The sequence below is a fragment of the Sphingobium sp. CR2-8 genome (assembly GCF_035818615.1).
In the GTDB taxonomy this organism is placed as follows: domain Bacteria; phylum Pseudomonadota; class Alphaproteobacteria; order Sphingomonadales; family Sphingomonadaceae; genus Sphingobium.
Genome location: NZ_JAYKZY010000002.1, coordinates 2,549,090 through 2,568,480 on the forward strand (window position 1 = coordinate 2,549,090; position 19,391 = coordinate 2,568,480).

Here is a 19,391-nt window from a genome sequence, read left to right on the forward strand (position 1 = left end):
ATGCCATCGCAGACAGGGGACGGACGACATGACCATGATGCTGACCAAGGACGCCAAGGAAGACATGATCGAGCGCGGCTATTCGCGCCGCCAACTGGGTGAAATCACCGCGCTCCTGGGCGCGGGCGTCGCCGCCAGCTCGCTGCTGGGCGGCAGCGCGATGGCGCAGCAGCAGGCCGCGCGCGGCGTCAAGGGCGCGGTGCGCATCGGTTCCAACGAATGCTGGACCGGCCCCTTCCCCTCGGGCGTGCAGGCCGCCGCCGAAGCCGCCTCGTTCGGCAACTGGTACGACCCCGACAACTACAAGGGCGACCTCATCAAGACCGTCGCTTCGGTCGAGGGCATCCCCGAAGCGCAGGTCATGCCTTGGCCCGGCTCGGGCGGTCCGCTGGTCAGCATCGTGGCGGCCTATTGCTCGCCGACCAAGGGTCTGGTGACCGCCGATCCGACCTTTGAATCCGCCTGGCGCACCGCCGACTATATGAAGGCCCCCATTGCCAAGGCGCCTCAGGCGATCGGCAAGGGCCATGACGTGAAGGCCATGCTGGCCGCCAATCCGAACGCCGGCCTCTATTATATCTGCACGCCCAACAACCCGACCGGCACCATCACCCCGCTGGCCGACATCAAGTGGCTGCTGGACAACAAGCCTGCCGACTCCATGCTGCTGGTGGACGAAGCCTATATCCACTTCTCCGAAGCCCCCAGCGCCGCGACGCTCATCGGCACCCGCAAGGACATCATCGTCATGCGGACCTTCTCGAAGCTGTTCGGCATGGCGGGCGTCCGCCTCGGCCTCACCTTCGCCGACCCCGAAGTGCAGAAGCGCATCTCGCTCTTCGGCCCCTCGGCCGGTGGCCTCGCCATCACCGCCATGCATTGCGGCAATGCGGTCTACAAGGAAGCCGCCCTCATCAAGGCGCGTCGCGCCGAAATGATCGGCAATCGCGAAGAAACCATCGCATGGCTGACCAAGAAGGGCCTGGAAGTCCATCCCGGCAGCCAGGCGAACATGTTCATGGTCGACTGGAAGAAGCCGGCCAAGGAGATGCAGGCCGCCCTTCTGGCGTCGCCGGAAAAGGTGCAGATCGGCCGCAACTGGCCGATCTGGCCCACCGTCTCGCGCGTGACCGTCGGGTCCGCCGACGACATGGCCAAGTTCCGCGCCGCCGTGGACAAGGTCTACAAGGCGTAAGCATTTCCACCAGGTCACGAAGGCAGGGGCGTCCGGGTAACCGGGCGCCCTTTTCCTGTGGCGCATGCGGCCGCTTTTCACCCGCGCCACGATCCTCTAGATACCGCCGCCCCACCTTCCGGAGCGCCGACGAGCGATGAAGACCCTGCTGGCCACCACCCTGCCCCTCCTGGCACTGATCGCGGCCCCCGCGCGCGCCGCGCCGCAACAGGGCGACCAGATGATCCGCCATGTGTCGATCATCGACGTCGAACAGGGCCGGACCAAACCTGATCAGGCGGTCGTCTGGCGCGGCGCGGATATCGTCGCCGTCGGCCCGGACAAGGCCATCGCCAGGGCCTGGCGCACATCCGGCACGATAGAGGGCAAGGGCCGCTTCCTCATCCCCGCGCTGTGGGACATGCACGTCCATTTCGGCGGCGGCCCCGCTCTCATAGAGGAGAACAAGGCCCTCCTCCCCCTCTATGTCGCCCATGGCATCACGACGGTGCGCGACTGTTCGGGCGATCTGCCCGACGACGTCCTCGCCTGGCGCGGGGAGATCGCCAACGGCACGCTGTTCGGTCCCCGCCTCCTCACCTCCGGCGCAAAGATCGAGGGGATCGCCCCGGTCTGGAAAGGCACGATAGAGGTCGGCAGCAAGGCTGATGTCGACGCCGCCCTCACCCGCCTGCAACAGCGCGACCATGTCGATTTCGTCAAGATCACCGACAGCACGCTCAAGCCCGACCTGTTCCTCTATGCCGTCTCGCAGGCCAACGCGCGCGGCCTGCGCACCTCCGGCCATATCCCCATGGCGCTGACCGTGAGACAGGCGGTGGACGCGGGCATCAGCTCCATCGAGCATCTCGACTATGCCTATAAGGCAGGCGTGAAGGATGAAGCCGCCATCGCCGCCGATTTCGCCGCCGGGCGCATCGACCGGGCGACGGCCAACGCCCGCATCGACGCCGGGTTCGACACCGCGACCGCCATGGCCGCCTATCGCGATTTCGCGCGCAAGGGCGTGTTCGTCACCCCGACCCTCAACGGCAGCGGCATCCTCGCCTATCTCGACCGGGACGATCACGCCGCCGATCCCTATCTCGCCTATATCGGTCCGAAGCTGCGCAAGACCTATGACTGGCGCGTCCAGCGCGCGGCGGGGGCCGATGCCGCCGCCATCGCCGCGCGCCACGATCATTTCACCCGCATGGCCGCGATCCCGCCCCTGCTGCAAAAGGCAGGCGTCACCCTGATCGCCGGGACCGACGCGGGCTTCCTCAACAGCTTCAACTATCCCGGCATCGGCCTGCACGACGAACTGTCGCTGTTCGTGAAGCAAGGCCTCACCCCCGCCCAGGCCCTGTCCGCCGCCACGCGCGCAGGCCCCGCCTGGTTCGGCCAGCTCGCCCGCTATGGCAGCGTCGATCCCGGCAAAGCCGCCGACCTCGTCCTGCTCGACCGCAATCCGCTCCGGGATATCGCCGCCACGCGCGCCATCCATCTGGTCGTGATGCGCGGCAAAACCTATGATCGCGCGGCGCTGGACGCGATGCTGGCTGGTGTAAAGGCCAAGGTCACGGACTGGAACAAGGCCCCCTGATATTATCCACACTCCCGCCATGCGCGCAAATGGCTGGTCTATCGCGCGAAAATGGAAGGCAAGCCCGCCATCTACGCGGTGGAAGTGGCGAAGGCGCCGTGACGATGCGACAGTAATAGGTGTCGATGTAAACGTTCCCCGGCGCAGGCCGGGGTCCAGTCCTGCGTTCCAAACTGGACCCCGGCCGTCGCCGGGGAACCGCCTCATTGCCTTTTAGGCGCTCGCCGTCGACGTCTCGCTCAGCGCCTTAAACTGTTCCATCATCATGTCCCAACCGGGATGGAACCCCATCGCCTCATGCCGCGCCTTCGCTTCGGCATCCCAATGATGCGCCGTCGCGGTGAAGCGCGTGCCGCCATCGCCGTTCACATCCTCGTCGGCAAAGCTCCATACGGCCGTCATGAACGGCGTCTGCGGCACCCAGCCCGCCGCATAGGCGTCGGTCGTCACCACCCGCTCGCCCGGCACCACCTCCAGGAACACGCCCTCCATCGGCCCCGTCTCCTCGCCATCGGGGCCGAACATCTGCACCGCGCTGCGCCCGCCGGGGCGCAGATCCTCCTCGATCACCTCGGCACGCCAGGGCTTGGGGCAGAACCATTCGTCCTTCAGGTCGGTCCACACCTTCCAGCAGATCGCACGCGGCGCGGCGATATGGCAGGTGACGGACAGGTCATGGCGCTCGTCACTCATCCTGTCTCTCCGTCAAAGGCCGCCTGCATCGCGGCGGTGTCCAGCTTCTGCATCGTCATCATCGCGGCCATCATGCGGGCGATCGCCGCTTTGTCATCGCTATGATAATTGGCCATGATCCCCTGCGTCACCAGTTGCCAGGACAGGCCATATTTGTCCGTCACCCAGCCGCACGGCCCCGGCTTGCCGCCATCGCCGGTCAGCGCGTCATAATAGCGATCCAGTTCCGCCTGGTCAGCGCACGCGACCGACAGCGATATCGCCTCGTCAAAGGTGAATTGCGGACCACCGTTCAGCGCCTGATAGCTTTGCCCGAACAGGGTGAACTCGACCAGGAGCACGCTGCCGCCCGGCATCGGCGAGGGCGAGAGATTCTCTTGCGGATAATAGCTTATATGATCGACCGACCCGTCAAAGACCGCCGCATAATAGCGCGCCGCCTCCTCCGCCTGCCCGTCGAACCAGAGGCAGGGGGAAATCCTGCTCATCACGCCGCCCCCTTCATGCCGACCAGCGCGAACATCGCGCCCTGCGGATCGGTCGCCTGGATGATCCACGCGCCGCCGGGTACCTCCATCGGCCCGTTCAGCACCTTGCCCCCGCCCGCCGTCACCTTTTCCACCGCCGCGTCGATATCCGCCACGGCGAAATAGAACAGCCAGGCCGGGCGCGGCATGCCCGTGGGGACAGGCATGATCCCGCCCGTCATGCTCTGGAAATCGCGCCCGCCATCCTGCGACACGAGCTGGTAGCTGCCCATGTCGCCCATATCCATGGCGTCACCCTTGGTCCAACCGAACTGGCCGGTGTAGAAGGCCAGATCCCGGTCGAAGTCGCCCGCATACAGTTCCTGCCAGCCGACATGCCCCGGCGCCATCGGCGGGGCCGCATCCATCCCCTCGGGACTGGAGCCTTTGAGCAGCATGAAGATCGCCCCGCCCGGATCGCCCATCACCGCAAAGCGCCCGACGCCCGGAATATCCTCCGGCGCGCGCATCACCTTGCCCCCTGCCGCGCCCAGCCGCGCGGCGTCCGCATCGACATCGGCCGACCCGATATAGCCGCCCCACCAGGGGGTCATGCCGCACTCCTTGGCCTCGGCCGGGATCGCCATGACCCCGCCCAGCGCGCCCGCGCTGCCCGACACGACATGATAGGGATCGTCAGTCCGCTCACCGCCAAAAGGCTGCGATGCCCATCCCACAACGTCGCCATAGAAAGCCAGCGCCGCCTGCGGGTCGCTGGTCATCAACTCATACCAGAAGAATTTGCCGGTCAGATCGGTCATCGTCCGTCTCCTGCGCTCATGCAGCCTATGCGCGCTCGTCCAACAGCACCTCGAACCCGCCATAGATCAGCCGCGCGCCGGAAAAGGGCATCGGCTCGCTCTCCTTGGGCTGCATCCGCTCGTCCTTCATCACCTTCTCCGCGCCCGCATCGCGGGTCGCCTTGTCGGGCCATTCGATCCAGGAAAAGACGACCTCTTCCTCCTCTTCCGCGATCACGGCAGTGCGAAAATCGTTGGCCTTGCCCGGCTTGATGTCGCTGCCCCAACATTCCACCACGCGGGTCGCGCCATGCTCGATGAAGATCGGCGCGACATAGGCCGCGACCTCCCTGTAGCGTTCCTTGTTGCCCTTGGGCACCGGGATCACGAAACCGTCCATATAGGCCATCGTCTCTCTCCTCTCCGTGTCGATCACGCAGCCGTCGTAGCGGCCTGTCTCTGTCGAAGGCGACTCGCCACTTGCACTTTGTGCGCCTCGTAATTATCTATTGCAACAAATAAGTTAGAAAAGATAACCATTGAGCCAGAAACGCGCCTATCAGGACGGATGCGCCGTCGCCCATGCGCTTGACATCGTCGGCGATCGCTGGGCGCTGCCGATTATGCGCGAATTGGTGCTGGGGCCAAAGCGCTTCACCGACCTGCGCGCCGGGCTGCCCGGAATCAGCGCCAATGTGCTGACGCAACGACTGGAGGAACTGGAAGCCGCCAGCATCCTCGTCCGCCGTCGCCTCCCCCGCCCGCCGCCAGCCAGATTTATGCGCTGACAGACTGGGGCCGCGAGTCGGAGATCGTGTTTCAGGTGCTGGGCCGCTGGGCCAGCCGCTCACCCACGATGGAGCCGGGCAAGCCGATGAGCCAGGTGTCGGTGATCCTGTCGATGCGCACCATGATCGACCGCAGCCGCCTCGGCGACCTCGACGCCACGCTCGGTTTCCGCTTCGGCGAGCAGGAATTTCGCGCGACGCTCAAGGACGGCGATTGCCTGATCGATCGCGGCACGGCGGCGGGCGCGGACACGATCATCACCGGCGACCAGAATGCGCTGATCGCGGTCCTCTATGGCGGCGCGTCCTATGCGGACATGGGCGACGCGCTCACCGTCGAAGGGGACGCGGCGCTGGCCGACCGCTTCGCCGGCCTCTTCCCCCTGCCGCCCAAGGCGCCATCGACGGTCATGCCTGCGCCGACAGCTTCATGACGACCAGCCCGGTCAGGATCAGCCCCGCCGCCGCCAGCCGCGCCGGGCTGATCGCCTCGCCCAGAAAGGCGACACCGACCGCAAACGCCCCCAGCGCGCCGATCCCGGTCCAGATCATATAGGCCGTCCCCAGCGGCAGGCTGCGCATCGCCAGCGACAACAGCCCGAAACTGGCGACCATCGCGCTCAGGGTGATGAGGCTGGGAACCAGCCGACTGAACCCATGCGACTGTTTCATCGCAAAGGCCCAGACGATTTCCAGCAGTCCCGCGATGAAAAGATAGATCCACGCCATCATGGCTCTCCTTCGATAAGAGAGCCGGGCCGTCCCGGACTTGAAGACCGCAGGGGTGGAGGACGTGGCCTCGCTTATGATCGAAAAACCCGTTCGGGCTGAGCTTGTCTAAGCCCCTTGCTCATGTAAGAAAAAAATGGTCCTCCGACAAGCGCAGGGCAACCGGGCATGAGGCGCAGGCCCGCCGATCAATGCCCCCCGTTCAACATCCCGAACACTTGGTCAAACTCCCCGCGCCTGGTCGCCTCGCTCAGGAATTTCACGCGCTCGACATGAATCTCCGCCGGTGTCGGCTGCTGCCGCAACAGCGCCATCGTCTCGGCGATGAAGTCCGCCAGCGGCATCATCTGGTCATTCTCCGCATGGCCGGGCATCAGGTCGGTCTGCACGCCGGGCGGCACGATCTCGATCAGTTCGACGCCGGTCGCCTTCAACTGTTCGCGCATCGCCACCGACCAGCCATGGATCGCCGCCTTGGTCGCGCTATAGGTCGGCGTCGCGGCCAGCGGCACGAAGGCCAGGCCCGACGACACGGTCAGGATCGTGGCCGCCGCCTGCGCCTCCAGATGCGGCAGCAGCGCATGGGCCAGCCGGATCGGGCCGAGCAGGTTGGTCGCGACCGTCGCTTCGGCGGTGGGCAGGTCGATCTTCTCCTCCGCCACCATGATCCCCGCATTCAGCAGCACGGCATTGAGCGTCGGGAAGTCGGCGACCAGACTGTCCGCAAAGGCCGCGATCGCCGCCGCGTCCGCCATGTCGAGCGTGCGCGCGGCCATGCCCGGATGCGCCGCCACGACCGCGTCCAGCGCCGCCTGCCGCCGCCCGGCGATGATCACCTGATTGCCGACGGCATGGAATTCATGCGCCAGCGCCGCGCCGATGCCCGACCCGCCGCCGGTGATGAGGATCGTGTTGCCTGTGGGTTGCATGGGTGGGTTCCTTTCGATTGGCTTCCCGGACAATCTAGGCCTACGCTCTCTTTTGGAAAGTAGGCACCGCAAAGTATGGTACGCACGAAAAGGTTAGAAATGGACAATCCGCGCAAAACCCGCTTCGACGCCGATGCCATCGCCGCTGCCGAACACTCTCCCGACGCCCATTCCCCCGCCGCCATCGACCCCCGCGTCGAACGACTCGTCAATGACCTCATCGGCCGCATCGCCGACAAATGGACGTTGCTGGTGCTGGAGGAGCTGGAGGAAAAGGGCACGCTGCGCTTCACCGAAATCGGCCGCGCGGTCGACGGCATCAGCCAGAAGATGCTGACCCAGACCCTGCGCCAGATGGAACGCGACGGCCTGCTCACCCGCACCGTCCATCCCGTCGTGCCGCCCCGCGTCGACTATGCGCTGACCCCGCTCGGCAACAGCCTCAGCGCCGCCTTTTGTGGTGTATGGGTCTGGGCCGGACGTCATCTCGACACGGTCGAAGCCGCCCGCGCCGCCTTCGACGCCCGCGACTGAGCCTCTAAAACACAATCGTTCCCCGGTGCAGGCCGGGGTCCAGTCCGGAGCGTGGAACTGGACCCGGCCTGCGCCGGGCCAGCCCCCGACTATTTCTGCCCCGCTAGTCCTGCCCCACTAATCCTGCGTCGTCGGCAACGGCTGCACCACCAGCTTGGGCGCGCTATTGTCCGGCAACGTCCGCACGGGCGCAGGCGGCCCCGACGGCGTCACCGCCGATGGGGCAGGCGTGGACGACGGCCCATTCATCCCCGAAGACGGCGACATGACCGATGGCGAAGGCGGTGCACCCGCCGCGTCCAGTGTGTTCTTGTAGCTCGGCGTCCAGCCCTTGGGCGGCGCTTCGCCCGGCGGCACCGGCGGCGGCGGCAGCGGCGTGGGCGACACGACGACCGTCACCGTCGCCCCAAAGCGCGACTGCCATTCCGCCAGCCGCCGCAGATAATCGGCATAGGCGGCGTAAAATTCCTGGAACGGCTTTTCCAGCTCGGCCAGCAAGGCGGGCGCGGTCTCCAGCAACTGGCTCGACGGCATCGCCAATATCTTCGCCCCGACCGTCACCGCGACCGGGCAGAAATTCTTGATCACCGGCGGCAGCGCGAAGAAATTATAGACGACCGTGTTCAACCGCTCGCGCGACGCCATGCCCGAACTGCCATAGGCGACGCTGTAGTTGCGATCGACCGCCGCGTTGGCGCTATTCAGCATCACCTTATGCACCGCCAATATCTGGTTATACTGGGTGCGCGCGGTCGATCCATATTTGTCGCAATTGAGCGCCGCGACGTTCAGCGCCATGCGGATATGCCACAGCGCGGTATTGGACGTGACGCCGCGATTGGCGGTCAGATATTTGCCGTCCGCATCCTTTTCCGGAATGCTCATGCCCTGGGCCGCATTCGACGGCGGCATCGGCTTGATGGTCGGCACCACGGCCGGGGGCGGCGCGGGCGGTGGCGGTGGCGGCGGGGTCGAACAGGCCGCCAGCACGGCCAGCGATACGAGCGAGAGGCGGCCGATATGGCGCGATGACAACATCAAATTCTCCGGTGGACTGTGCGCACGGTCATGCCGGGCATTGGCTTGGGAGGAAATATGCCTAAGCTTCGGTTCGCCGCAAGCCTTTAGGCGGCTCGCCGCTCCAGCGCCGTCGCGGCCTGTTCCATCAGCTGTGCGATGATGTCGGCGACCGGCTCTTCCTTCGTCACCATGCCGACCGACTGGCCCGCCATCAGCGACCCGCCCTCGACATCGCCATCGATCACCGCCTTGCGCAGCGCGCCCGCCCAATAATGTTCGATCTGCAACTGCGCTTCCATCATGTCGACCGCGCCGCTGTCCAGCAGGTTGGCGACTTCGCGCTGCTTGGCGGTGAAGGCTTCGGTCCCGACATTCTTGAGCGCGCGCACCGGGATCACCGGCAGGCGCGGATCGATCTGCACGCTGGCGATCGCATCGCGCGCCGACGCGCGGAAGAACGCCTTCTTGAAATTGGGATGCGCAATGCTCTCGCTCGCACAGGCAAAGCGCGTGCCCAGCTGCACGCCCGCCGCGCCCATTTCCAGATAGGCGGCGATCGCCTCGCCCCGCCCGATCCCGCCTGCCACGAAGACAGGCACTTGGCTCGCCATCTCCGGCAATATTTCCTGCGCCAACACGCTGGTCGCCACCGGACCGATATGGCCGCCCGCCTCCATGCCTTCGACCACCAGCGCGTCGACGCCCGACCGCACCAGCTTCTTCGCCAGGCTCAGCGCCGGCGCGAAGCAGATCAGCTTGGCGCCCTTCTGCTTGATCGCCTCGATGCTGCCCTTGGGCGGCAGCCCGCCCGCCAGCACGACATGGGTGACATCATGCTTCGCGCACACGTCGATCAGCTCGAACAGCTGCGGATGCATGGTAATCAGGTTCACGCCGAACGGCTTGGTCGTCAGCGCCTTCGTCGCTTCAATCTCCGCGTCCAGCAGCGCGGGCGTCATCGCCCCGCATGCGATCACGCCGAAACCTCCGGCGTTGGATATCGCCGCCACCAGATGCCGTTCGCTGACCCAGCTCATCGCCCCGCACAGGATCGCGCTCTCGCACCCGAAAAATTCCGCGCCCCGCGCCATCAGGGAAGTGAGCTTTGCGTGGGTCATATCTATTCCGTTCAAAACCAAAAAAGCCCCTCCCTTTCAAGGGAGGGGTTGGGGGTGGGTGCGCCGCGCAGCGGCGCTCCAAGCTATCGCCCGGAAGGCAGGCTCGCTTCGCTCGCACCCACCCCTAGCCCCTCCCCGGAAGGGAGGGGAATAGAAATTTACGCGACAGGCGCGTCCAGACCGTAAGCGGTATGGAGAACCCGCACCGCCAGTTCCGTCTCATCCTCGTCGATCAGCACCGAAACCTTGATCTCGCTGGTGGAGATCGCCTCGATGTTGATGCCGCGATCGGCCAGCGTCTTGAACATGGTCGCCGCAACCCCGGCATGGCTGCGCATGCCCACACCCACGACGCTGATCTTGGCGACTTCGGTATCCGTGATGATGCGGCGGAAACCGATCGCATCCTTGTTGGCTTCCAATATGTCGACGCTGCGGGCCAGGTCGGCGCGCGGGACGGTGAAGGTGACGTCGGTCTCCTCCGTATCCTTGCTGTCATTCTGGATAATCATGTCGACGTTGATCGCCGCATCGGCCAGCGGCACGAAGATGTTGGCGACCGCGCCCGGCTTGTCCGGCACCCGCGTCACGATGATCTTCGCCTCATTCTTGTCATGGGCGATGCCGGTGATGAGCTGACGTTCCATCTTGTCTTCCTTGAGCTTGGCTTCCAGTTCCACGTCGCTGACGATCAGCGTGCCGGGCAGGTCATCCTGCGTGGGATCGTCGAAGGACGACAGCACCTGCACCACCACGCCCTCCTTCATGGCAAGGCCGACCGATCGCGTCTGCAACACCTTGGCCCCGACCGAGGCGAGTTCCAGCATTTCCTCATAGGTGACGAGGTCCAGCTTGCGCGCGCGCGCCACGATCCGCGGGTCCGTCGTATAGACGCCGTCGACGTCGGTATAGATGTCGCAGCGATCGGCCTTGATCGCGGCCGCCACGGCGACCGCCGACGTGTCCGACCCGCCCCGGCCCAGCGTCGACACCCGGCCGTCGGCCATCATGCCCTGGAAACCGGGGATCACCGCAACCGTGCCCGACCGCATCGACGCCAGCAGGTCCAGCGTGTCGATATCGCTCACCCGCGCCTTGGCATGGGCCTCGATCGTGCGGATCGGCAATTGCCAGCCCAGCCAGCTGCGCGCATCCACGTCCATGGCTTTGAGCGTCATCGCCAGCAAGCCGCTGGTGATCTGCTCGCCCGCCGCGACCACGACATCATATTCGGCCGGATCGTAGAGCGCGGACGCTTCCTTGCAGAACCCCACCAGCCGGTCCGTCTCGCCCGCCATGGCGGACACGACGACGGCGACTTCATGGCCTTGGGCGACGACATGTTTGACGCGCGCGGCCACGTTGCGAATTCGCTCCATCCCCGCCATGGAGGTGCCGCCGAATTTCATCACGATGCGCGCCATGTGTGTGTCGAGCCTTATCCGCTATTATGAAAGAAAATGTCCCAAAAGGGCCAAACGGCGCTCCTATTAGCAGCCGCCGCGCAGATGGCAAGCAATCCTGCCGCACGCCAGGCCATAGGAAGGCCAACGCTTTTTGGTGCGGCGGCACAGGCCCATTTGCCTCCCGCCCATCGCCTGCTAAAGCGGCATCAGCATAATCGACACCCCTCCTCCGTTCGCCCTGAGCCTGTCGAAGCCTGTCCTGAGCGACTGCTGCAAGCAGACAGTCGAAGGGGGCCGCGCTTTCCTGGGGTCAGAGGCGGGCATCGCAGACCAAGGCGCATCATGACCCAAACCGCCACCATCGACCCTAAAGAAGCTGCCCATTTCGGCGAAATGGCCGCCGACTGGTGGAACCCCAACGGCTCCAGCGCGATGCTGCACAAGCTGAACCCGGTACGCCTGCGCTACATCCGCGCCGCGATCGACCAGCGCTGGCCGGGCGACGCGCCAAGCTTCCGTCCCTTGAGCGGCAAGCGCGCACTGGACGTCGGCTGCGGCGCGGGCCTGCTCACCGAACCGCTCGCCCGGCTGGGCGCGACCGTCACCGGCCTCGACGCCGCGCCGGAAAATATCGCCGCTGCCCAGGCGCATGCCGCCAGCCAGCACCTGACCATCGACTATCGCGCCACCCCGGTGGAGGCGCTGGAGGATTGCGGCTTCGATCTCGTCACCTCGATGGAGGTGATCGAACATGTCGCCGATCCTGCCGCCTTCGTCCGTGCGCTGGCCGCCAAGCTTGCGCCCGACGGCGTCATGATCCTCTCCACCCCCAACCGCACCCCCCTCTCCCGCCTCGCCATGATCACCATCGGCGAAAGCGTGGGCGGCATCCCGAAGGGTACGCACGACTGGGACAAATTCCTCCGCCCCGAAGAACTCGCCGCCCTCCTCGACCAGGCGGGCCTGCAAGTCACCGACAGCAGCGGCCTCGCCTTCGCCCCCGCCCGCGGCTTCACCTTGTCGAAGAATGACGCGATCAACTATCTGCTGACGGCGCGACACCGCGCCCGGTAATCCCGCAAAAACGCGACGGCGAACACAAAAAAGGGGCGGAAAGTCCGCCCCTTTCCTGCATAACGAAAGGCTCCGGCCTTACATCGTGATCTTCGCGCCCGCATACATGTAGCGGCCGACATAGCTGATCGGATAACTACTATTGACCGCAGCGATCGAAGGCTGCTGGTCGAACAGGTTGTTCGCGCCAACATAGAAGCGGAACCGTTCGTCCACGTCATAGGCGACGTACAGGTCGTGCTGCCACTTTTCCTTATATTGCAGATATTCCGACGCCGCGATGTCGGGGTTGGCATCCGTCTGCTCGATCGTATAGCGGCGCGTCTTGCTGAACCAGCTGACGCCATAATTGACGGTCAGCTTGTCCATCTTCCAGGTGATGTCGCCGGTCGCGTTCCATTTGGGGAAATAGGGTTCCTCGCGATTGATATTGACCTCCGCGCCCGGCGTCGCGATGAACTGCAACTTGTCGAGATAGCCACCGACCAGTGAGATGCTGAACGCCCCCGCCTTGGCGGTATTGAAGCTGTAATTCAGCTTCATGTCGGCACCAGCGGTACGGAAATTGGCGACATTCTGCGGCCGGACGAAATAGCCGTTAATATATCCAGTGCCGCTGGCGCGGCTGATATTCTGGCAATAGACATTGTCCAGCGTCGGCTGGTCGACGCACAGGCCCGCCAATTCTTCCGCCGTCGGCGTATTGATCGCATTCTTAATCTTGATGTCGTACCAGTCGAACGACGCGATCAGGCCCGGAATGAAGCGCGGGCGAAGGACGGTGCCGGCCGTCCAGGTCCGGGCCGTTTCTTCCTGCAGGTCGCGGTTGCCGCCCGAATTTCCCGGCAGGCTGACCGTCGCCGTGGGATCGTTCTCGGGGTTGAAGCCCGCAATCTGCGCCGGGGTCAGACCGGCGGCGGTCAGGGTCGCCCGGCAATTGGCGACGCGGAACTGCGTGCCTTCGCCGATAAAGACCGGATCGCACGGATCGCTGATGAAAGAGAAGCCGCCGTTACGCGGCGCGAACAATTCGGTGATGTTGGGCGCACGCACCGCTTCGGACAATGTGCCGCGGAACGTGATGTCGGGGATCGGCGCATAGGTGCCGTCCACCTTCCAGGTCGTGGTCTTGCCGACGGTCGAATAATCCGACAGACGCACAGCCGCGCCGAACGACAGCGTATGGGCAAAAGGCATGTCCTTGAGCACCGGCACCGACACTTCGCCGAAAATTTCCTTCACGTCGAAGCTGCCCTGCTCGGGCAACTGCACCGAAAAGTCCGCCAACGCGCCCTGCTGCAACAGATCGTCGGTAACGAAGCGGCTCTTTTCCTTGCGATATTCGGCGCCGACCGCAAAGCCGATCGGGCCGCCCGGCAATTCGAAGAACTGCCCGAAATCGCCGGAGATAGACCCCGACACGACATGCTGCTGAAGCCTGGCGCGGTTCAGAATGTCCGCGTTGATCCAATCGAGCGCCGCCTGGCTGGGCGCACCATTGCCCAGCAGGTTGAGCGGACGGCAGCCACTGCCCGCGCCCGGGGTGAATGTGCTGGCTGGCGCATCATAATTATCGGGATTGATGTTGCCGGCGGGGTTCAGGTTCGATCTGCAGACGATCTGGCCGGTCGCCGGATCGCGCACCGCATCGATCGCCGCCCAGTAACGGTCGCCGATGCGATAGTCGGTCAGCAGCACCTTCGACTTGGTCTGGCCGAAGGTGTAGGACAATTCGTAGCGGGCATGATCGGAAATCTGGCCCTCGAAACCGCCCACGAAGCGCATTGTCTCGCGCTCGTTGCGCTCGCCACGCACACCCATGTCGAAATTGTCGCGCGATATCAGGGCGCCATCGGGCGCGAGCGCCCCGAACTGGTTCTGCAAATAAGCGTTGTCGGGCGACAGATACGTGTAGAAATCGAACGACGGCTGCGACACCGTGCGCGTCTTGTTCTTCACATATTTGGCTTCGAAGAAGAATTTCGCCGCGTCGCTGAAATCATAATGCGACAGCAGGTTGACATTATGGACCCGATTATAGGCCTGAAGGTCGCCCTGATAGCCGGCCAACGGCGTGCTGTCGCCACCCTGCGTCAGACCGCCCGACGACGGCAGCAACAGGCCACGATCATAGACCTTGCCCTCACCGGTGAAGTCAGGAATCGTGTCGAGATCGACGTCGACCGCGCCGCCCAGCGAGCTGTCGGCATAGCGCAGATTGTTGAACGGCCGACGGTCGGGCACGTTGGGATTATCAGGAATATCGGCCGGATCACGCACGATGCCATAGGTGTCCAGCGGATTGCCGAAACGCCTGCGATCGAAGCTGCTCAGCCGATCCTGTTCGCGGAATTCATAGGACAGCGCGATGTTGCCGCGCCCGCCACCGAAATTCCGGCCATAGGTCAACGACCCATAGCGCTGCCCCGCATCGCCCCGGCTGGAAATGCCCACCTGGCCGCTTGCCTTGAAGCCCTCGAAATCGCGCTTCAGGCGGAAATTGACCACCCCCGACACGCCATCCGCGCCGTAGATGGCCGATGCACCGCCCGTCAGCACGTCCACGCCTTCGATCAGGTCGTTGGGAATAGTGTTGATATCGACCGCGGCCGATCCCGACAGGCTCGCCACGTGGCGGCGACCGTTGACCAACACCAGCGTGCGGTTCTCGCCCAGCCCGCGCAGGTCGAGCAACGCCACGCCCACCGCGCCGAAATCGCTGTTGGACCCCGATGTCCGCGCGCCACCCAGCGAGTTGATCAGCGCCGGGTTCTGCGCCAGCGTATCGACGATCTGCACGTTGCCCGATTGTTCCAGCGTCTCGGCCGTCACCGTCACCAGTGGATTGGCGATATTATAGTCATTGCGCTGGATGCGGCTGCCGGTCACGACGATCGTATCGGCTTCGCCAGACGCAGCAGCGTCCTGCGCGACGGCAGGAAAGAAGAACAGGCTCGAAAGCGCGCTGGCCGCAAGCAGCCTGCGCGCCGCAACAGCGGTGCGATGCATGATGATTTCCCTTTGTATTTTAGAGCTCGGGGCAGGAACTCGATCGCCAAAAAACGCCCTACCCGCCGTTCTGGGTCAACGGCAGTGCGACGAACGGAAGATTATTTGGCGATTTTGCCGCGATGTGTAGCGTTATTGCAACATAGCGACAGACGCGGTTCATGAACCACATCATCGCCCCATTCGCCGTCGATTCCGATGACGTAACGCTTATTCCCCCACCGCCTCCGCCCGCGCCACCAATGCCCGTGCTTCCTCGACATGCATCGTTTCGATCATGCGCCCCTCGAACCGTTCCGCCCCGCCGGTCGCCGCCTCGATCAGGCGGCGCGCGTCGGCCAGCGCCTGCGCGTCCGGTCCGAAAATCTGGTTCGCCACGGGCACCTGCGACGGGTGGATCAGCGTCTTGCCGTCGAAGCCCAACGCATAACCTTCCGCGCATTCGATCTCCAGCCCCGTCTCGTCCTCCAGCCGGTTGAACACGCCGTCGAACACCGCGATACCCGCCGCCCGCGCCGCCAGCACCACCGCCTGCATCGCATAAGACAACCCGCCCCGCCCGGCCGACGGCGGGATGCCCAGATTCTTGCGCAGGTCGTTCAGCCCTATGAACAGGCCCGCACATCCTTCCGCCCGCGCGATCTCCGCCGCCACCAGCACACCATGCGCGCTTTCGATCATCGCGATCACCGGCTTTTGCGACACGCTATAGACGTCGCGCACCTGCTTGGGATGTTCCACCTTGGGCAGCACGACATAGTCGGCCGTCGTGCCCTTGAGCGCGATCATCTCCACCCCATGCCAGGGCGTACCGGCGACATTGATCCGCACCCCCGCGATCCGCCCGCCAAAGCCCTCCGCCAGCGCCGCGATCGCGCCGTCGCGCGCTATGTCCTTGGCGTCGTCGGGCACGGCATCTTCCAGGTCCAATATCACCATGTCGCACGGCAGGGTGCGCGCCTTGGCGATGGCGCGCGCATTGGACGCGGGCAAGAACAACAGTGAACGGGCGTGGCGCAACAACATCGGCGGCTCTCCTCGAATTTCGATCTTCCGGCGGTATGACTTCCCCCGTTAACGAATACAGGCCATAGTCCAAACCCTATTTCGGGGAGGACCGACCATGCTGACCACATTCGCGCTCACGCTCACGGGCCTCGTGCTGTTCTACCTCGCCGTCAGTGTGAAGGTCGTGCGGCAAGGTTATCAATATACGATCGAACGCTTCGGTCGTTTCACCGAAGTCGCCAAGCCCGGCCTCAATTTCTACCCCGCCTTCTTTTACTCGGTCGGTCGCAAGATCAACATGATGGAGCAGGTGGTCGATATTCCGGGGCAGGAAATCATCACCAAGGACAACGCCATGGTGTCGGTCGACGGCGTGGTCTTCTTTCAGGTGCTCGACCCGGCCAAGGCCGCCTATGAAGTGAGCGAACTTTACGTCGCGATCATGCAGCTCGCCACCACCAACCTGCGCACGGTCATGGGGTCGCTGGACCTGGACGAAACCCTGTCCAAGCGCGACGAGATCAACGCCCGCCTCCTCTCCGTGGTCGATCACGCCACCAATGCCTGGGGCATCAAGATCACCCGCGTGGAATTAAAGGACATCCGCCCGCCCGCCGACATCGTCAACGCCATGGGCCGCCAGATGAAGGCGGAGCGTGAGAAGCGCGCCAACATCCTCGACGCCGAAGGCGCGCGCGCCGCCGAAATCCTGCGGGCAGAGGGCGAAAAGGCCGGCCAGATCCTGCAAGCCGAAGGCCGCCGCGAAGCCGCCTTCCGCGACGCCGAAGCCCGCGAGCGCGAGGCGGAGGCCGAAGCGAAAGCGACCCAGATGGTGTCCGACGCGATATCGGCGGGCAATCCGCAGGCGCTCAACTATTTCATCGCCCAGAAATATGTGGAGGCCGTCAGCGCCTTCGCCACCAGCCCCAATGCCAAGACGATCCTCTTCCCGGTCGAGGCGACGCAGTTGATCGGCACGCTGGGCGGCATCGGCCAACTGGCCAAGGACGCGCTGGGCAGCGACGGCATGCCGACCCCGACCCCACCCCCCGCGCCGCGCACCCGCCCCAGCCCCTTCGGCCAGAGCCAGGGATGATGGGGATGCGCGTAGCGTCATATCAGCCCCCTAATCCGTTCGCCCTGAGCCTATCGAAGGCCCTTCCGATAGACGTTGAACCTATCGTCACCACACCGTTCCCCGGCGAAGGCCGGGGTCCAGTTCAGCCCTCACAACTGGCCCCCGGCCTCCGCCAGGGAACGGCACACTTCCTCCCGCGCCAAGCCATCCCACGGACACCCCGCCCATGACCGCCCCCCTCGCCCTTCTCCAGGATCATTGGGGCTGGCTGGTCTTCGCCGCGCTCCTGGGCATCGCCGAAGTCCTGATGCCCGGCGTCTTCCTCATCTGGATCGCGATCGCCGCCGCCATCACCGGCCTGGTCGCGCTCGCCCTGCCGATCGCGCTGCCCTTCCAGTTCCTGCTGTTCGCAGGCCTGAGCATCGCGGCGGTCTATGCCGGACGCCGCTGGTATGCGGACAATCCCGTCGCCTCGTCCGACCCGATGCTCAACGACCGCAGCGCCCGGCTGATCGGCCAGAGCGTCACGGTGGTGGAGCCGATCGTCGGCGGCGAAGGCCGGGTCAAGGTCGGCGACAGCGTCTGGAGCGCCACCGGCCCCGACGCCCCCACCGGCGCCCGCATGCGCGTGATCGCGGTAGACGGCACGATCTTGCGGGTGGAGGGCCCGTAAGGTCGTCGACACCACCGCTACGCGCCTCATTTCTCCAGAACAGCTGATGCAATAGAAACAAAATATTCGACTTCAGAAACATCCCGATAATTGACAGGGATCGACGCGCAGAGGACGTTCAATCATGCTCTATCCTCTTCTGCTTCTCACGACGTTAGCCGATGGTCCGCTTCCGGCATCGCCGAATGATATCATCGTGGTAGGCCACCGCGCCGAAAAGGCACTGGCGGATTGCCTGGCCCGCAACTGCCCGCCCGCGCAGGAGGTCGAAGCGTCGCTTCAGGCGTCGGTCGAGCTGTTTGCCGACGGCCGCTACACCGACGCCCAACGCACCCTGCAAAAGGCGATCCGGCGCAACCGCGACAAGGCAGCCCAGATGCCCGGTCCGGTGTCGAGCCTCTATGCGACATTGGCGACCGTCGCGGAGCATCAGGGCGACAGGGATCTGTGGCTTTCGTCGGCGCGCAACAATATGCTGGTGCTGCAACGGCATCTGGGTGAAACGCATAAGGCGACGCTGGTGCAGGAACTGGCCTTTGCCGACAATATGGTCGGCCTTGGAAAATCGGATGCCGCCGCCGATATCTACCACAGGGTTCAGCGCAAGGCAGCCGCCGACGGCCAGACCGACCTGGCGGCCGGGGCCGCATTTCGCAGGGCATGGCTGGCCTCGCTTCTGGAGCGGGATGGTGAGGCCGAACGCATCGCGGGCGAGGCCGTCGCATTGGCCGGGGGCAGCAACACGATCATGCTGGAACTGCGCGACATTTTACGCGCCCGCGTCGCGATACGTCGCGGCGACGACGGCGCGGTGGACGCACTCGCCGACCGGATCCGGCAATCGCCGACCAAGGCACCCAAGCTGCTCTATGCGCGTCCGGTCGATGACCTCAACTCAAAATTGGTCAGTCTTGATCCCCGCAATCAAGGCGGCGTTCGTTTCGCTGACGTCGGCTATTGGATACGGCCGGACGGGCGGACCAGAGGCGTGGAAGTCTTGCGAACGTCCGGCCTTGGGCAATGGGGACCCGCCATTCTTCGGCAGGTCAGCGGGCGTCGATATGCGCCGCTCGACGCGCAGCCCGACTGGCCCGGCATGTATCGGATCGACCGTTTTACGGTCAGGCAAGCGATAGGCAAACCTGTAGGTAGCTTCATCCGGCGGCGTGCCGGCAATTATTCCGTACATATCATCGATTTGACGGAGACGGATGCGATGACGGTCGCCAATCGCGAACGCACGCAACAGGACATGCCAGCATTGACTGACGAAAACCCGTCATAA

The 19,391-nt window shown here is 64.7% G+C and carries 20 protein-coding genes; 9 read left to right on the forward strand and 11 right to left on the reverse strand.

What is annotated here, in order from left to right:
• The first annotated feature begins 28 nt into the window (after positions 1–28).
• Both U5A82_RS16250 and U5A82_RS16255 read left to right on the forward strand, forming a co-directional pair.
• Entirely contained in the window at positions 29–1,195 is a 1,167-nt protein-coding gene (locus U5A82_RS16250; RefSeq protein WP_326291872.1) for a pyridoxal phosphate-dependent aminotransferase, read from the forward strand.
• A gap of 136 nt (positions 1,196–1,331) precedes the next feature.
• Entirely contained in the window at positions 1,332–2,780 is a 1,449-nt protein-coding gene (locus U5A82_RS16255) for an amidohydrolase family protein (protein ID WP_326291873.1), read from the forward strand.
• A 213-nt stretch (positions 2,781–2,993) separates the two neighbouring features.
• Here the strand turns inward: U5A82_RS16255 and U5A82_RS16260 are convergent, their stop codons facing one another.
• The 4 genes from U5A82_RS16260 to U5A82_RS16275 are packed head-to-tail and all read right to left on the reverse strand — an operon-like array spanning position 2,994 to position 5,149.
• Positions 2,994–3,473: an SRPBCC domain-containing protein gene (locus U5A82_RS16260; protein WP_326291874.1), complete on the reverse strand. Its 480-nt coding sequence runs from the start codon at positions 3,471–3,473 to the stop codon at positions 2,994–2,996.
• Positions 3,470–3,961, reverse strand: a complete 492-nt coding sequence (locus U5A82_RS16265; protein ID WP_326291876.1) for a VOC family protein — start codon at positions 3,959–3,961, stop codon at positions 3,470–3,472. The genes U5A82_RS16260 and U5A82_RS16265 overlap by 4 nt, the downstream gene beginning before the upstream one ends.
• On the reverse strand, positions 3,961–4,761 hold the full coding sequence (locus U5A82_RS16270) for a VOC family protein (protein WP_326291877.1): 801 nt from the start codon (positions 4,759–4,761) through the stop codon (positions 3,961–3,963). The genes U5A82_RS16265 and U5A82_RS16270 overlap by 1 nt, the downstream gene beginning before the upstream one ends.
• A gap of 25 nt (positions 4,762–4,786) precedes the next feature.
• Entirely contained in the window at positions 4,787–5,149 is a 363-nt protein-coding gene (locus U5A82_RS16275) for a DUF1428 domain-containing protein (RefSeq protein WP_326291878.1), read from the reverse strand.
• A 130-nt stretch (positions 5,150–5,279) separates the two neighbouring features.
• On the opposite strand from U5A82_RS16275, the gene U5A82_RS16280 reads away from it, so the two are divergent.
• The gene (locus U5A82_RS16280) at positions 5,280–5,528 is read left to right on the forward strand and encodes a winged helix-turn-helix transcriptional regulator (protein ID WP_326291879.1); all 249 of its coding nucleotides are present in this window, start codon (positions 5,280–5,282) and stop codon (positions 5,526–5,528) included.
• 26 nt (positions 5,529–5,554) lie between these two features.
• Entirely contained in the window at positions 5,555–5,962 is a 408-nt protein-coding gene (locus tag U5A82_RS16285; protein ID WP_326291880.1) for an SCP2 sterol-binding domain-containing protein, read from the forward strand.
• Here U5A82_RS16285 and sugE read toward each other — a convergent pair.
• Positions 5,937–6,257 carry a quaternary ammonium compound efflux SMR transporter SugE gene (sugE, locus tag U5A82_RS16290; RefSeq protein ID WP_326292967.1) on the reverse strand — a complete coding sequence of 107 codons (321 nt, stop codon included), beginning with the start codon at positions 6,255–6,257 and terminating at the stop codon, positions 5,937–5,939. The genes U5A82_RS16285 and sugE overlap by 26 nt on opposite strands.
• A 188-nt stretch (positions 6,258–6,445) precedes the next feature.
• Positions 6,446–7,186, reverse strand: a complete 741-nt coding sequence (locus U5A82_RS16295) for an SDR family oxidoreductase (RefSeq protein ID WP_326291881.1) — start codon at positions 7,184–7,186, stop codon at positions 6,446–6,448.
• A gap of 99 nt (positions 7,187–7,285) precedes the next feature.
• On the opposite strand from U5A82_RS16295, the gene U5A82_RS16300 reads away from it, so the two are divergent.
• Positions 7,286–7,720, forward strand: coding sequence for a winged helix-turn-helix transcriptional regulator (locus U5A82_RS16300; RefSeq protein ID WP_326291882.1), 435 nt, complete (start codon positions 7,286–7,288; stop codon positions 7,718–7,720).
• A 117-nt stretch (positions 7,721–7,837) separates the two neighbouring features.
• Here U5A82_RS16300 and U5A82_RS16305 read toward each other — a convergent pair whose 3' ends face one another.
• The 3 genes from U5A82_RS16305 to U5A82_RS16315 form a co-directional block, all read right to left on the reverse strand.
• Complete coding sequence (locus U5A82_RS16305) at positions 7,838–8,758, reverse strand: hypothetical protein (protein WP_326291883.1); 921 nt, start codon at positions 8,756–8,758, stop codon at positions 7,838–7,840.
• An 86-nt stretch (positions 8,759–8,844) separates the two neighbouring features.
• The gene (locus U5A82_RS16310; protein ID WP_326291884.1) at positions 8,845–9,858 is read right to left on the reverse strand and encodes an NAD(P)H-dependent flavin oxidoreductase; all 1,014 of its coding nucleotides are present in this window, start codon (positions 9,856–9,858) and stop codon (positions 8,845–8,847) included.
• A gap of 158 nt (positions 9,859–10,016) precedes the next feature.
• Positions 10,017–11,282: an aspartate kinase gene (locus tag U5A82_RS16315; RefSeq protein ID WP_326291885.1), complete on the reverse strand. Its 1,266-nt coding sequence runs from the start codon at positions 11,280–11,282 to the stop codon at positions 10,017–10,019.
• 324 nt (positions 11,283–11,606) lie between these two features.
• On the opposite strand from U5A82_RS16315, the gene ubiG reads away from it, so the two are divergent.
• Positions 11,607–12,338, forward strand: coding sequence for a bifunctional 2-polyprenyl-6-hydroxyphenol methylase/3-demethylubiquinol 3-O-methyltransferase UbiG (gene ubiG, locus U5A82_RS16320; RefSeq protein ID WP_326291886.1), 732 nt, complete (start codon positions 11,607–11,609; stop codon positions 12,336–12,338).
• A 78-nt stretch (positions 12,339–12,416) separates the two neighbouring features.
• Here the strand turns inward: ubiG and U5A82_RS16325 are convergent, their stop codons facing one another.
• Together U5A82_RS16325 and U5A82_RS16330 are read right to left on the reverse strand one after the other, a co-directional pair.
• The gene (locus U5A82_RS16325; protein ID WP_326291887.1) at positions 12,417–15,347 is read right to left on the reverse strand and encodes a TonB-dependent receptor domain-containing protein; all 2,931 of its coding nucleotides are present in this window, start codon (positions 15,345–15,347) and stop codon (positions 12,417–12,419) included.
• 210 nt (positions 15,348–15,557) lie between these two features.
• A complete protein-coding gene (locus U5A82_RS16330; protein ID WP_326291888.1) occupies positions 15,558–16,373 on the reverse strand; it encodes an HpcH/HpaI aldolase/citrate lyase family protein in 816 nt (271 codons plus the stop codon).
• A gap of 97 nt (positions 16,374–16,470) precedes the next feature.
• Here U5A82_RS16330 and U5A82_RS16335 point away from each other — a divergent pair, with 97 nt between their 5' ends.
• From U5A82_RS16335 to U5A82_RS16345, 3 genes are all read left to right on the forward strand, one after another.
• The gene (locus U5A82_RS16335; RefSeq protein ID WP_326291889.1) at positions 16,471–17,451 is read left to right on the forward strand and encodes an SPFH domain-containing protein; all 981 of its coding nucleotides are present in this window, start codon (positions 16,471–16,473) and stop codon (positions 17,449–17,451) included.
• A 208-nt stretch (positions 17,452–17,659) separates the two neighbouring features.
• Positions 17,660–18,106, forward strand: a complete 447-nt coding sequence (locus tag U5A82_RS16340; protein ID WP_326291890.1) for an NfeD family protein — start codon at positions 17,660–17,662, stop codon at positions 18,104–18,106.
• A 196-nt stretch (positions 18,107–18,302) separates the two neighbouring features.
• Positions 18,303–19,391, forward strand: a complete 1,089-nt coding sequence (locus tag U5A82_RS16345; protein ID WP_326291891.1) for a hypothetical protein — start codon at positions 18,303–18,305, stop codon at positions 19,389–19,391.

Coding starts and splice junctions, on each gene's coding strand:
- U5A82_RS16250 (WP_326291872.1), top strand. CDS start 29: ATGACCATGATGCTGACCAAGGACGCCAAGGAAGACATGATCGAGCGC.
- U5A82_RS16255 (WP_326291873.1), top strand. CDS start 1,332: ATGAAGACCCTGCTGGCCACCACCCTGCCCCTCCTGGCACTGATCGCG.
- U5A82_RS16260 (WP_326291874.1), bottom strand. CDS start 3,473: ATGAGTGACGAGCGCCATGACCTGTCCGTCACCTGCCATATCGCCGCG.
- U5A82_RS16265 (WP_326291876.1), bottom strand. CDS start 3,961: ATGAGCAGGATTTCCCCCTGCCTCTGGTTCGACGGGCAGGCGGAGGAG.
- U5A82_RS16270 (WP_326291877.1), bottom strand. CDS start 4,761: ATGACCGATCTGACCGGCAAATTCTTCTGGTATGAGTTGATGACCAGC.
- U5A82_RS16275 (WP_326291878.1), bottom strand. CDS start 5,149: ATGGCCTATATGGACGGTTTCGTGATCCCGGTGCCCAAGGGCAACAAG.
- sugE (WP_326292967.1), bottom strand. CDS start 6,257: ATGGCGTGGATCTATCTTTTCATCGCGGGACTGCTGGAAATCGTCTGG.
- U5A82_RS16295 (WP_326291881.1), bottom strand. CDS start 7,186: ATGCAACCCACAGGCAACACGATCCTCATCACCGGCGGCGGGTCGGGC.
- U5A82_RS16300 (WP_326291882.1), top strand. CDS start 7,286: ATGGACAATCCGCGCAAAACCCGCTTCGACGCCGATGCCATCGCCGCT.
- U5A82_RS16305 (WP_326291883.1), bottom strand. CDS start 8,758: ATGTTGTCATCGCGCCATATCGGCCGCCTCTCGCTCGTATCGCTGGCC.
- U5A82_RS16310 (WP_326291884.1), bottom strand. CDS start 9,858: ATGACCCACGCAAAGCTCACTTCCCTGATGGCGCGGGGCGCGGAATTT.
- U5A82_RS16315 (WP_326291885.1), bottom strand. CDS start 11,282: ATGGCGCGCATCGTGATGAAATTCGGCGGCACCTCCATGGCGGGGATG.
- ubiG (WP_326291886.1), top strand. CDS start 11,607: ATGACCCAAACCGCCACCATCGACCCTAAAGAAGCTGCCCATTTCGGC.
- U5A82_RS16325 (WP_326291887.1), bottom strand. CDS start 15,347: ATGCATCGCACCGCTGTTGCGGCGCGCAGGCTGCTTGCGGCCAGCGCG.
- U5A82_RS16330 (WP_326291888.1), bottom strand. CDS start 16,373: ATGTTGTTGCGCCACGCCCGTTCACTGTTGTTCTTGCCCGCGTCCAAT.
- U5A82_RS16335 (WP_326291889.1), top strand. CDS start 16,471: ATGCTGACCACATTCGCGCTCACGCTCACGGGCCTCGTGCTGTTCTAC.
- U5A82_RS16340 (WP_326291890.1), top strand. CDS start 17,660: ATGACCGCCCCCCTCGCCCTTCTCCAGGATCATTGGGGCTGGCTGGTC.